Origin of the sequence: Sphingopyxis sp. 113P3, assembly GCF_001278035.1 — a bacterium.
GTDB lineage: Bacteria > Pseudomonadota > Alphaproteobacteria > Sphingomonadales > Sphingomonadaceae > Sphingopyxis.
Map to the genome: position 1 here is coordinate 2,461,127 of NZ_CP009452.1, position 12,446 is coordinate 2,473,572.

Annotated in this window: 14 protein-coding genes; 2 read left to right on the forward strand and 12 right to left on the reverse strand. The window is 64.2% G+C overall.

Annotation, left to right across the window (positions count from 1 at the left end):
• Positions 1-26: 26 nt before the first annotated feature.
• From recO to uvrC, 3 genes are all read right to left on the reverse strand, one after another.
• Complete coding sequence (gene recO, locus LH20_RS12020) at positions 27-764, reverse strand: DNA repair protein RecO (RefSeq protein WP_053554397.1); 738 nt, start codon at positions 762-764, stop codon at positions 27-29.
• The gene (locus LH20_RS12025; protein WP_053554398.1) at positions 752-1,144 is read right to left on the reverse strand and encodes a PaaI family thioesterase; all 393 of its coding nucleotides are present in this window, start codon (positions 1,142-1,144) and stop codon (positions 752-754) included. The genes recO and LH20_RS12025 overlap by 13 nt, the downstream gene beginning before the upstream one ends.
• Positions 1,145-1,241: 97 nt before the next feature.
• Complete coding sequence (gene uvrC / locus LH20_RS12030; RefSeq protein WP_053554399.1) at positions 1,242-3,176, reverse strand: excinuclease ABC subunit UvrC; 1,935 nt, start codon at positions 3,174-3,176, stop codon at positions 1,242-1,244.
• Positions 3,177-3,258: 82 nt separating this feature from the next.
• On the opposite strand from uvrC, the gene LH20_RS12035 reads away from it, so the two are divergent.
• Entirely contained in the window at positions 3,259-3,963 is a 705-nt protein-coding gene (locus tag LH20_RS12035) for an SDR family oxidoreductase (protein WP_235526963.1), read from the forward strand.
• Positions 3,964-4,113: 150 nt separating this feature from the next.
• On the opposite strand, the gene LH20_RS12040 is transcribed toward LH20_RS12035, so the two are convergent.
• The 8 genes from LH20_RS12040 to LH20_RS12075 all read right to left on the reverse strand — a co-directional run bounded on the left by LH20_RS12040 (position 4,114) and on the right by LH20_RS12075 (position 10,679).
• On the reverse strand, positions 4,114-4,656 hold the full coding sequence (locus tag LH20_RS12040) for a F0F1 ATP synthase subunit B family protein (RefSeq protein WP_053554401.1): 543 nt from the start codon (positions 4,654-4,656) through the stop codon (positions 4,114-4,116).
• Positions 4,649-5,149 carry a F0F1 ATP synthase subunit B family protein gene (locus tag LH20_RS12045; RefSeq protein ID WP_053554402.1) on the reverse strand — a complete coding sequence of 167 codons (501 nt, stop codon included), beginning with the start codon at positions 5,147-5,149 and terminating at the stop codon, positions 4,649-4,651. Before LH20_RS12045 ends, LH20_RS12040 begins: the two co-directional genes overlap by 8 nt.
• 79 nt (positions 5,150-5,228) lie before the next feature.
• Positions 5,229-5,456, reverse strand: coding sequence for a F0F1 ATP synthase subunit C (locus LH20_RS12050; protein ID WP_003044110.1), 228 nt, complete (start codon positions 5,454-5,456; stop codon positions 5,229-5,231).
• Between the two features lie 42 nt (positions 5,457-5,498).
• Positions 5,499-6,284 carry a F0F1 ATP synthase subunit A gene (locus tag LH20_RS12055; protein WP_053554403.1) on the reverse strand — a complete coding sequence of 262 codons (786 nt, stop codon included), beginning with the start codon at positions 6,282-6,284 and terminating at the stop codon, positions 5,499-5,501.
• A gap of 67 nt (positions 6,285-6,351) precedes the next feature.
• Complete coding sequence (locus LH20_RS12060; RefSeq protein ID WP_053554404.1) at positions 6,352-6,672, reverse strand: AtpZ/AtpI family protein; 321 nt, start codon at positions 6,670-6,672, stop codon at positions 6,352-6,354.
• Positions 6,673-6,878: 206 nt separating this feature from the next.
• Entirely contained in the window at positions 6,879-7,277 is a 399-nt protein-coding gene (locus LH20_RS12065) for a YdbL family protein (RefSeq protein ID WP_083455585.1), read from the reverse strand.
• Between the two features lie 28 nt (positions 7,278-7,305).
• Entirely contained in the window at positions 7,306-7,521 is a 216-nt protein-coding gene (locus LH20_RS12070; RefSeq protein ID WP_053554405.1) for a YnbE family lipoprotein, read from the reverse strand.
• Complete coding sequence (locus LH20_RS12075; protein ID WP_053554406.1) at positions 7,518-10,679, reverse strand: intermembrane phospholipid transport protein YdbH family protein; 3,162 nt, start codon at positions 10,677-10,679, stop codon at positions 7,518-7,520. Before LH20_RS12075 ends, LH20_RS12070 begins: the two co-directional genes overlap by 4 nt.
• A gap of 540 nt (positions 10,680-11,219) precedes the next feature.
• On the opposite strand from LH20_RS12075, the gene rnk reads away from it, so the two are divergent.
• Positions 11,220-11,624, forward strand: coding sequence for a nucleoside diphosphate kinase regulator (gene rnk / locus LH20_RS12085; protein WP_053554408.1), 405 nt, complete (start codon positions 11,220-11,222; stop codon positions 11,622-11,624).
• 85 nt (positions 11,625-11,709) lie between these two features.
• Here the strand turns inward: rnk and LH20_RS12090 are convergent, their stop codons facing one another.
• Entirely contained in the window at positions 11,710-12,294 is a 585-nt protein-coding gene (locus tag LH20_RS12090; protein ID WP_053556266.1) for an EF-hand domain-containing protein, read from the reverse strand.
• Positions 12,295-12,446 lie beyond the last annotated feature (152 nt).

Consider the following 12,446-nt stretch of genomic DNA (forward strand, 5'->3'; position numbering starts at 1 on the left):
CCAGCCGCTTAAGGAGCGGCGGCGAGTCACGCAACCGCCCTCTTGAGGCGGCCGATCAATCTTTCCCTTGCGGCCAGCAAATCGCGATTGCGCCCTTCGAGCAGGTCGCGATCGAGAAAATGGCCGGTGATCGTCATCGCGTCGAGAACGTCGCCGAGCGCAGGGTCGCTGTCGAGGCCGCGCAGGAAGCGGGGCAGCGGGAACAGCCGGGCCTCGTAACCCGCCGCCGCGCCCGCGCACACCGCTCCGCCTGTTCTGGGGCTGACGAAGGCAAGATCATTCCTCACGCCGGTCGCAACGCATTCCTCGAGGTTCAAGCCGAAGCCAAGTTCAGCGAGCAGCAGCACTTCATAGCGCGCAAGCGCCGCCGCCCACTGGCGCGCCGACGTTGCCGCTGCGGTCGCGTCCAAAACCCCAGACAAGGCGGCATAAAGCGCCGGATAGGGCTGGCTTTCGGGCAAAGTCGCTGCCGTGAGGCTCGTCGCCCAATCGATCGCCGCTGCCGGGAGCGGCTCGGCGAGAAGCGGCGCCCGGCTTGTGATGAGTTCGGCCGTCGCGCTGCCGAGGTGCTCGTCGGTGCGTGCACGAAGTTCGAGCGCGACAAGATTGCCCGGAACGAGGATTGGACGCAGCCGGCGCGACCGCCCACCGCGGACATAGCCGGCGACCAGTCCGGCGTCACGCGTGAGCGCGCGCAGAATAGCGCCATGTTCGCCATGCGCGCGCACCGCGCAGACGATAGCCTCGGCATTCAGGACGGCCAAAGCACCATCTGCGTCTGGGTGACCAGCGCGACTTCTGCGCCCGCCTCGGTGCGAATCCGCGTCTGCCACACCGACAGGCGTTTACCGACTTTCACCGGCGTCGCTTCGCCGACGAGCCAGGATCCCACCGGCCCTGCGCCGAGAAAGTTCGTCTTGCTCTCGATCGTCGTCGTTCCGCTAGCACCCTCAGGAAGGCTGAGGAAGGCGCCGACCGCGCCGAGACAATCAGCAAAGGCCATGATCGCGCCGCCGTGGACGATGTTCCCCGCAGTACAGATGTCGGCGCGAACGAGGAGCCGGCCTGAAACCCGATCCTTTGTGCCTTCGTCGATGGCAATGCCCAGCGTTTTCGCCAGCGGCATGGTGGCTGCAAAATCCATCCTCTCCCCTTTCTCCCAATGGGCTCTTCTTTGCTGACGTGCTTCTCGGCGGAACGCTTTCATCTTTCGCTGCCGGAACACAAATGGCGGCTTTCTCCTATCCTCGCGGATTGTAGAAATCATAGACGGCCTGCGCGACGCCCGCGCTGACGCCAGGGGCGCGCTTCAGGTCTTCAAGGCTTGCGCTGCGGATCGCGCGCGCGGTACCGAAATGCATCAGCAGGGCCTTCTTGCGCGCGGGGCCGATGCCTGGCACTTCGTCGAGCGGCGAGCTTCCCATGGCTTTCGCACGCTTTTGCCGATGCGCCCCGATCGCGAACCGGTGTGCCTCGTCGCGCAGGCGCTGGATATAGAAGAGCACCGCATTGTTCGGCGGCAAGGTGAACTCGCGCCCGTCGGGCAGGTAGAATGTTTCGCGCCCGGCGTTGCGGTCGGGCCCCTTGGCAACGCCGACGTAAGGCAGGTCCTCGACCCCCAGTTCGGCAAACACTTCCGACACTGCCGACACCTGCCCCCTGCCGCCATCGATCAGCACGAGGTCGGGCCACTCACCCTTCGTGCGCTCCGGGTCCTCCTCGATCGCGCGCGCGAAACGCCGATGGAACACCTCGCGCATCATCGCAAAATCGTCACCGGGCTGCGTTTCGGCGCGCTTTATATTGAATTTGCGATAGGCGCCCTTGATCCAGCCTTCAGGGCCCGCGACGACCATCGCCCCCAGGGCATTGGTGCCCTGGATGTGGCTGTTGTCATAAATCTCGATGCGCTGCGGCGGTCCCTCGAGATCGAACAGGTCGGCAAGTTCACGCCCCAGCCGGGCCTGGCTGCTGCTCTCGGCGAGCCGCCGGTCGAGTTCCTCGCCGGCGTTGCGCACTGCCTGCTCGAGCAAGCGACGGCGGTTTCCGCGCTGAGGCACGCCGATCTCGACCTTGCGCCCCGCGGTCTCGCCCAGCGCCTCGGCGAGCAAAATGCATTCGGCCGGCTCGCGGTCAACGAGGATCAGTTTCGGCGGCGGCACGCCCTCGTAAAATTGCATGAGAAAGCTCGCGAGCACCTCTTCCTCGGGCACCCCGGCGATATGTGCAGGAAAGAAGCTGCGATGGCCCCAATTCTGCCCGCCCCGGATAAAGAAACCCGCGATGCAGAGCTGCCCGCCCTTTGCCGCGAGCGCGAAGACGTCGGCGTCACCAAGCCCGTCAGCGTGGACCGACTGACTGCCCTGGATGAAGGTCAATGACTTCAGCCGGTCGCGCAGGACCGCCGCCAGTTCGAAATCCATCGCCTCGGCCGCCTGCGTCATCGCGTCGCCGAGACGCTTCTGCACGGCTGTCGAACGACCCTCGAGGAAATCCTGCGCGTCGCCAACCAGGCGGCCATAATCCTCTTTCGAGATGCGGCCGACACATGGCGCCGAGCAGCGGCGGATCTGATAGAGGAGACACGGCCTGGAACGGTTCGCGAAGAAACTGTCGGTACAGCTTCGCAGAAGAAAGGTCTTCTGCAGCGCGTTGAGCGTGCGGTTCACCGATCCCGCGCTCGCAAATGGCCCGTAATAGCGTCCTTTTGCCCGCCGGGCGCCGCGGTGCTTCTGCACGCGGGGAAAGTTGTGGTCCATGCGCAGGAGAATGAAGGGAAAACTTTTGTCGTCGCGCAAAAGGACGTTGTACGGGGGTCGATAGCGCTTGATCAGCTGCGCCTCGAGGAGCAGCGCCTCCGCCTCGCTGTTCGTGGTGACGATCTCCATTGCGCGCGTCTGGGCGACCATCCGCTGAAGCCGCTGTGGCAGCCGCGCGACCTGGGTATAGTTGCTCACGCGATTCTTGAGCGCGCGCGCCTTTCCGACATAAAGCACATCTCCGCGCGCATCGAGCATGCGGTAGACACCCGGACGCACCGGCAGCTTTCGCACCACTTCGCGAATGACCCCTGAACCGCGCTCGAGGTCAGGCTTGTCTCCCTCCTCCCCGCTGCCGCGGATCACGTAGGTGGCCTTTTCTTCGTTGAATCGGTCGGGTGCGTTGGGGCGAGCCATGATTTTGCATGTAGGCGATGGCGATCGCACCCGCCATAGTGCGCAAGGGAAAACATGGGAGGGACCTATGGATGTTCGGGGAATGCTCGCCCTTGTCACTGGAGGCAGTGACGGCATCGGCCGCGAAATCGCGCTGCAACTCCAGGGCCTTGGCGCAGATGTGATCGGAACGGGGCGGTCGGCCGAGAAACTGGCCGCGATGCGGGCGCTGGGGTTTGGAACTATTGCAGGAGATTTGTCGGAAGCAGCGGGTATCGATGCGATCGTCGAGAGTGTTGCAGGAAAGCCGCTCGCGCTTCTCGTGAACAATGCCGGATTGGGGAGCGACTATGATCCGGGTAATGCGGCGACCCTGGCAAGCGCGGCACGGTGCATCGATACGAACCTCTACGCCCCGATTGCTCTCGTCACGCGGCTGCTTCCACAGCTGAGGGCACAGGGCAAGGCCATGATCGTGAATGTGACCTCGGGCCTCGCCATCGCGCCGCGCGCGAACGGTGCCATCTATTGCGCGACCAAGGCAGCGCTGCGCAGCTACACCCAGGCGATCCGTCACCTTCTGAAGGGCAGCGGCGTCCATGTGATGGAAGCCCTCCCCCCGCTCGTCGCGACCAACATGACGTCGGGGCGCGGCGGAAGGATGATGACCGCGCGAGATTGTGCAGCCGAAATCGTTCGCGGGATCCGGGCGGACAGCGACGAGGTCGCGGTGGGTCAGACGAAGATACTGCGCCTCGTCCACAGCATCTCGCCTGGGCTCGCGCGGCGTATCATGATCAAATATTGAACGCCGCGCGAGCTCAAGAGCAGGATCACGCTGCGCCCACGTCCGCTCGGGCTGGCGTTGGGCGCCGGGACTGGCGAAAAGGAACCAGTGCGTAGCAAAAGCGCCCGCGGGTTGTCCGCGGGCGCTCTGGCTCGGAGATGGTTTCCCGGATCAGCTCTTGGCGACGGCTGCGATCGCCTGATCGACCAGCGCCTTGTCAGCCGCGGCGTCATGCTTGGCCGCGATGAGGGCAGCGGCCGCTTCGGTCGCTGCCTTGGCGGCCGCGGTGCGCACCTCGACGAGCGCGCCGGCTTCGGCTGCCGCGATGCGCTCTTCGGCCATCTGCTTGCGGCGCGCGATCAGGGCGGTTGCGTCAGCCTTCGCCTTGGCAACCAGCGCTTCGGCTTCGGCATCGGCACGCGTGCGCATCTCGTCGGCCTCTTTGGCAGCGTCGGCGAGCTTCGCTTCATATTCCGCCTTCAGCGATTCAGCGTCGAGACGCAGCTGCTCGGCTTCGTTCAGTTGCTTCGAGATTTCGGCGATGCGCTTGTCGAGCATTGCGCCGATCATCTTGGGCACGCCTTTCCAGATCAGGATGCCGAGAAAAACGAGCATCGCGATCGAAACCCAGACGGTGGCGTCCATGCCGAACGCCTTCGGCGCGGCATGCGCTTCACCGGCGGCTTCTGAAAGGATGATGATAAAATTAGCCATGGAGCACCGCCTTCACCGCCGCCTGGGCGTCCGCCGCGGCAACCTTTGCGCCCGACAGCTTGGCGACAAGGTCGCTGGCTGCGTCGGCCGCAACCGATTCAATCTCGGCCATCGCCGACTTGCGCGCCGCGGCTATTTCCGCCTCGGCGAGCGAAAGCTTTTCGCCAAGTTCCGCGTCGACCTTTGCGAGACGCTTTTCGGCATCGCGCGCGGCCTTGCCCTTGGCATCTGCAACGGCCTTCTGCGCTGCAGCGCGGCTCGCCTCGCCCTGCTGGCGATAGCTTTCTTCCAGCGCATCCGCAGCCGCGTGGGCCGCCTTGGCCGCTGCCAGATCATCCGCCACCTTGCGGTCGCGTGCGTCCACCGTCGCTTCGATCTTGGGCAGCATGCCGCGGCCGATCACGACATAAATGCCGGCGAAGACGACCAGCAGCCAGAAAAGCTGCGAGGCAAGGTACCAATTGTCAGCGGTGAGCTGGGCTATCTGGGGCATGAAAGGCGAACCCTAAATTGGTCTGAAAATCCGCAACGAAGCCGATCCCGCAGGATCGGCTTCGCTAATATCGTCGAAATCAGACGACGAAGAGCAGGATCATCGCGACGACGAACGCCAGAAGGCCGAGAAGCTCGGCGGCGGCGAAGCCGATGAACAGACGGCCCTGCTGGCCGTCGGCAGCAGCCGGATTGCGCAGCGCGCTTTCGAGGAAGCTGCCGAAGACGTTACCCACGCCGATGGCGGCCATGCCGGCACCGATCGCCGCGAGACCTGCACCGATCAGCTTTGCTGCTTCTGCGTCCATTATACTACTCCTTGGGTGTAAGCGTTTATTCTAAAACGTGAATTAGTGGAGATTGACCGCGTCGTTGATATAGAGCGAGGTCAACAGGGCGAAAACATAGGCCTGGATGCCGGCAACGAGCAGTTCGAGCGCGCTGATACCAACCATCAGGGTAAAGCTGAGCACCGAGACGATCGAGCCGAGCCACAATGTTTCGGCGTTGAAGCCATTGATCACGAAGCCCGACAGCACCTTGAGCAGGACGTGACCCGCGGTCATCGCGACAAAAAGACGCAGACCAAGGCTGAACGGGCGCACCATGAAAGAGACAAACTCGATCGGCGCGATGATCGGGATCATCGGGAGCGGCGTTCCGTGCGGTACGAACAACGAAAAGAAGTGGAGGCCGTGACGCCAGAAGCCGACCACAAGCACGATCGCGAAGCTGATCAGCGCAAGGACGCCCGTGATCGCGATATGGCTGGTGACGGTGAAGGGGTGGAGGCCGAGCACGCCCAGCGGCAACATGCCGAGGAGATTGCAGAACAGGATGAACATGAAGAGCGAGAAAACATAGGGCGTATATTTGCGGCCCTCGGTCCCGATATTCGCCATCATCATGCTCGAGATGAAGCCGGTGAAGCCTTCGACCGCGGCCTGCCAGCGGCCCGGAACGAGCTGACGGCGCATGCCGCCCCACATGAAAATGCCCAGCGCGATTGCGGCAACAACCATCCACAACGCGCTGTTGGTAAACAAGATTTCGTGCCCACCAAGGTTGAAGCCGCCGCCAAGCGGCGTCACCTCGAACTGGTGCATCGGGTCGATCTTGCCGGATTCCGCCGCCACTATTCACTCCACGCGTATGGCGAGGCGGCCGTGGGCCGTCCCGCGAGAGAATTTCGTTTGCGCCCGCCTATTTGCGAGGCGCCGAAGACAGGCGGATGATGTTCCGGAAGGCCACGACGATCCCCATGAACAACATCCCCAACAAACCCCAGGGCGACGTACCTGCGATGCGGTCGATCAGCCAGCCGAACAAGGCACCGCCGATCAGTCCGCCCAGCAGCTCGGCCAAGACGCGGTTGCCGAGCCGATAATTGGCATCGGATTCCGGTCCGGCGCTCGCCGCGGTCCGTCTCGCTTCTGCGGCTTCGGCCCGGTCCAATCGCTCTTCGAGCGAGACCAGGCGCGAATCCTCCGAGTCAAGTTCCGGATCGCTGCCATTCCCCGTCATCTTGCGCCATCCTCCTGAAACAGAGCCGGAAACCTCCGATTCTGCCTGCGAAAAAAGGCCCGAAAAATCGGGGGACCCCTAAGGCGCGGCCCGTTTAGGAACGCCGCCCCATGAAGTCAATGCTTGTGCGCAGGTGCACAAAAAATGCCGCCGCGTTTAGGGGCGCGGCGGCATTGACGCCCGCAGGCGCCCTTGAAAACAGGGTTTCAGGGACAGCGCGAATCGCGCACTGGCGGACCACTGTCGCGCGTCAGCCAGCGACCATCGGGTGCCTTGTATTTTTCGCCCGGCTTTGTCTTCGCAATCAGATTGCATCCGGTCGCAAAAGCAAATTGCTCGACCGTGCTGCCCTGCGGCGCATTGGCGGTGTAGGCCGCCTTGCGCTTGATGTTGATATCGTTGACGATATCGCGGATCGCGGGGGTCGGGTTCGACACGAAGCCGAGATAACCGTCGGGCTGTTCGCCGATCTGCCCTGCCGCGCGAGCCGCCTCATAAGCGGGGTCTCGCTGCGCCATTGCCGAGGGGACCGCGATGGCGATCGCAGCGGTCACCGCCACCGCTCCCATCGCCATTCCACCCAATTTCCAGTTTTTCCAACGCATGATCATCACCCTGTTTTCTGACGTTCGATCAGAAGATGTCCTCATTCTGCTCGATCAACTTTTTCGCATCGCCATCGAGCCTGTAGATGATTTCCTGCTTGATGTTGATGTTGAGGTTGATTTCGATCGGCTTGTCGGGCGTTTCAATCTGCACACAGGCGGAAAGGCCCGCCATGGCGCAGAGGATTGCCAGATATCGGCCGTCAAGGGTCAGCCTCCTATTTTCCTTATTGGATATCGTCATGGCACGGGCTCGCTTTCTGGGGGCTGAACGGGCGGTTCAGCGCCCGCTTTGGCGGCATCGACTTCCTGCTGCACGCGTAGCAGGGTCGGAAGATTCTGTTCGATAACCAGCGTCGGGTCGTAAAAGCCTTTCGCGGAGGAGATAAGCTGGCGGAAGGGCGCCTGGATCTTCACATTGAAGACGAAGGGCAGTTTCGCAATTTGGCGTGTCAGGAAATTCTGTGTCGCGCCTTCCCCCTGCCCCACGCCGCCAAAGCGGATATCGGTCACCATTTCGCCGTCGAGGTCCCCGTTCAGGATGATCGTGAGGTCGTCATATTTGAGGCTGCGCAGTGCACCAAAGGCAAAATTGGCGATCGCACCAAGATTGTGGTTCGAAAGCTCGCCGACATAGGCGAGCGTCCCGCCGCCGCCACGCGAATCGATGCGCCCGCCTACGATGCGGCCCCCGAGCCCGTCGAACTCGACCGGCAGCGTTCCGTCGAACGTCCCGGTCGCATGAATATTCTCGAATCCGAATTGCTGCAGGAAGGCCGCGGCATCGACTCCTACGATGTCGAAAGACAGGCGCCGAGGTTCGCTGGCATTGAAATCGAGGGTCGCGGGATGGAGCACCAGTTCACCGCCCGCCAAGGGCCAGCGCCCGCCTTCGATGCGAACGCGATTGTCGCCGAGAAGCCGGTATTCGATCGTCCCGTCGATCACCGGGATGCCGGGGTTGATCTCTGCGACCGTCGCAATCTGCCCCGGAGCCGTACGCAAATTGATGAGATCCACAAAGGTCAGTGTCGTTGTCAGCCCCTTCACCGGCCCAAAGGCGGCCGCGAGGTCGGTGTTTGCGGTCGCAAAGGTCCCGTGGCTCGTGACCGCCAGGGGCGACCATTCGATGCGGCCACCACCGACGAGGGACCCCTGCACATTGGCGACCACGCCGAGCGCGAGACGGGTAAGCTGGTCGGGCTGGAAGCCCTCGTCAAAGCGGATCTCCGGCACATCAAGATCGGCAAAACCCGTGCCGGGCTCCAGGTCATGGTGAATCACGGCATCGAGGATCTTGCGCCCCGATTTGCGCTCGCGGAAACTGGCCGCGGCGTCGATGCCCCCCTTGGCGTAGCGCAGGGTCGCTATATCGCTCACCAGAGGAAAGAAGCGCGGATCGGGCTCGGCGTCGCTGAGCCCCAGGCTCCCGTCGAGCGTCAGCGTGCCATCCTGCCCGCGCCAGTTGCCGGCAATGTCTGACAGGACGAGCGGCACGGCGCCGATCTTGCCGCTCGCGCCCGAGAGCTTCCCCTGCATGCCGCCGCTCGTGCCATGCCCACTGATGCGGTCGGCGGCAAAGCGCGTGACACTCTCGCTCTCACCCAACCGGACCTCGGTGCCGGTGAGCATCCATCGCATTGCGGAGAGGTCGATCTCGCCCCGCCTTGCATCGAAGGCGAAAGGCGAGGAGCCGCTTGTACCGCGCAGGGCAATGCCGCGAGTGAGGACGGTGCCACGCAGACCGGCGGGCCCAGCGCTAAGCAGCGGCGCGCCCGGGCGACTGCAAAGATCGATACCGGCGCGAGCAATGCGAAAACCCGAGGCGGCGAGCCGATCAATGCCGACCCTTGTGCAACCGCCCGCGAAGGTCACCTCGCCATTTGACGCGATTGTTCCCGCAAGCGGCACCGTCAGCCCCTCGACGCGCCCGTCCGCGAGCGGTCCCGACAAGGTCGCGCGCGTCGCGAAACGCAGCTTCTCCTTCTGCGCGCCCGAAAATCGGACCGGGTCGAGCGCAAGACGCGCGCTGCCCGCAGCATAAGGGGCAAAGCGCGCCTCGCCGCGCGTCGTCCCGTCGGCGCGCCGATCAAGCGCCAGCGATCCCGAAGGGAGGCCGCCGCCCCCGAACGTCCAGTCGCCTGCGATCGTCATGCGGGGGCCAGGCACCGCGGGCAACCATGCGATGCGGCTCTCGGCACTCCCGGCGACGCTGGCACCACTCGCGCTTCGAAACTGCGGCGCGAAAAGTTCAAATTGCACCGCGCGGCCCTCGCCGGTGAGCGCAAAGGCGCTGCCGCCGCTCACCTCGGCGAGCATGCGCGAGAGCGCCGCCGCCGCTTTGGCGGCGAGCGGGCCTAGAGGGCTTGCGTCGAGACGCGCTGCGCTCGCCGTCATTGAACGGCGCAGCTCCGGGCTGGCGCTGGCCTCGACGAAGCGAATCTCGCCTTCGGCCTGCGGTGAGCCATGTCCGACCTCTGCCTTGGCCGACAGCTCGACGCGGCGCGCGGAAAAATCGGCTGCGCTCAGCTCGGCGATCTCGGCAGACCCGTCGAGGGTCGTGCGGGCGGCGCTTCCCGAAAAGCGGGCCCGCAACCCCAGTTTCGTAGCGCTCACGGGGCCCGCCTTGAGCTTGGCGAGGCTCGCATCGGCCGTGCCGCGCCAGCTTTGCAAGGTCTCGGCGAGCGACACGTCGAGTGCGATCTGGGGACTGTCCACCGCAACGCTGCCATTGCCACAGACCAGACGGCTGCCCCGGAGCGGGCCGGTGAGCGTCGGGCGGACGTTTCGAACGCGCACGTCGCCGTAGAAGCTCAGTTCCTCCCCGGAGCATCCCGCCGCATCCATAACAGGGGCAACGAGGGCGAGCTTGCCGGTAAAGTTATTCCTGAGATTGCCGCCGCCATTGAGCACCGCGCCCACATCACCCCACGGGGTTTCGACGCGGGCGCGCGCATCGGCGAGGACCACCGAGATATCGGGCAATGCGAATGGTGTCTTGTCGGCCGGGTCCCGGAACTTATCGAGCGCCCCCAGCGACAGCTGGCCTTCCACGAAGCGGCCGTAAAGCCGTACGCCGTCGGCCCGAATTTCAGAGATATAGGGTCCGGATAAACCATAGCCGAGCGAGACTTCCACGATCTTCGCGGTGAGGTCGGGCCGCGCCGGATCGCCGATGACCACGTCGCTGAGGCGCTCTGTGCGAAAGCCGATCTCTTCAATCGTATATCGTGCGGGAATGCCGCGGCCGTCGAGTTCGTCACGGATAAAGCGGTCCGCGATCGGCTCGCGCGCCAGCCACAGACCGAGCGCCAGGGCCGCGACGGCGCCCGCCGTGAGCCAGCGCTTCTTGAACAGTCGCTTGGGGATCCTTGGCGCTTCGGGATCGGTAGTGGCCTGCACCTAATTGTCCGTCCTTCGACCACCAACCCCGTATTCCCGCAAGGGAACGCGCTGAAATCCTTTTCGATGCAGGAAATTGGTCCGCAACGCTGTCGGTCTTTTTTATGACCGTTAAGTGGTCCCCACAAGGTGATTGTTCCCACGAGAGGCCGATGCGGCCTGCCTGCCTTGATGGTCTTGCGCTGCCGTCCCGGTTCCGCCCAGCCATACGGCGACGTGGAGCAGGTTCGCCGACGCCGCGTCACGGCGGCGGAGGGCGTTTCGCGATCATCGCATGACTGCAGAGGCGGAGGACCAAAATTTTCTCGCGCTCGCCTTGACCCGGCGCGTCCCGGATTTGACTTGGGAGCGCGGCGCGGACATCATGACGCGATGCAGAATCTGCGTGCCCTTTCCCGACTCCACTCGCATGCGGGTCAACGCCTCGCGGGCCTTTAGCCCCGGGTCCGGCGCGTCATGCCCCGAGCCCGGGGCCAAATTTCTCCTTCCCTGATTGCGACATGCGGCAGGCCTGTGCGTGCCCAATTGAAAGCTCCTACCATGAAAACCCGCAGCGCCGCCAAGCGGCCGCCTATCCATATGATCGACACCGAGGCTGACACGCTGACCGACCTCGCACTAGCGCGACAGGAACGCGCGCCCGAGGTCAGCGCCCTATTGCTGGAAGAAATCAACCGCGCGAAAATTTATCCCGCGACCAAGATCCCCGCCGATGTGGTGACAATGCACTCGCGCGTCGAATTCGTCGACGAGGCGAACGGCGCCTCACGCACCGTCGAACTTGTCTATCCTGGCGATGCCGACATCGCGGCGGGTCGGATCTCGATCATGACCCCCGTCGGGGCCGGTCTGATCGGCCTGCGTGAGGGCCAATCGATCCTGTGGCCCGACCGCGACGGCCAACAACGCCGGCTGTCGATCGTAAGGGTCGAGCGCGCAGATTAGCTTAAGATGCTTCGGATTCGCAGATGCGGCCGCCGGATCGCTCCGACGGCCGCACCACCCGGTCAAGGGCGTCGATCCTTTTGGATCAGGCGCCGCGCGACAGGAAACCAGTCAGCTCTTCCTTGCTGACGCCGCCCGATTTGTCGGCGTCGGCAGCTGCGAAGGCCTGACCAATCCAGGATTTGACCTGCTCCGATTCGGGATCGACCGTGGGGTCCGTCGCCGTGCGAAGCTTCTTCATCCAGGTTCCGAACTCGGTCTCGTCGAGATCGCCGTTACCGTCGCTGTCGAAAGTCGGGAACTCCTGGTTCACGATCTGTGCGACCTGGTCGGGCGTGGCAGCCGCGCCGCTTTGCGCGCCGGGCTCGTTCGCCGGCGGGGTTGCCGGATCAGCGGGCGTTGCAGGATCGGCCGGCGTCGCGGGGTCAGCAGGCGTTCCAGGGTCACCCGGAGTAGCCGGTTCCGCGGGCGTCGCGGGGTCGGCAGGGGTGGCCGGGTCCGCTGATGGCGGGGTGCCAGGGTCGGTCGGCGGGGTCTGCGTCGTGGGATCCGCCGGGGTGGTTTCACCCGCCGGCGGCGTTGCCGGATCGTCACCTGCAGGCGGGGTTTCCTGCGCAAGCGCGGGGAAACTGACGGCTGCAGCGCCGATTAAAAGCATATGTTTCAGCATCATAAATCTCCTGTACCGGTGACAGCGCCATGAAGAGCGGTCCCGTCACATTTTTGAAGGGGCAAGGGATCAACTGGCTGCATTGGCCGAGGTTGCCGATCTGCAGCGATTGGCGAAGCGTTCGACCCCTGCTAGGGGGCGGCTGGTCGCGA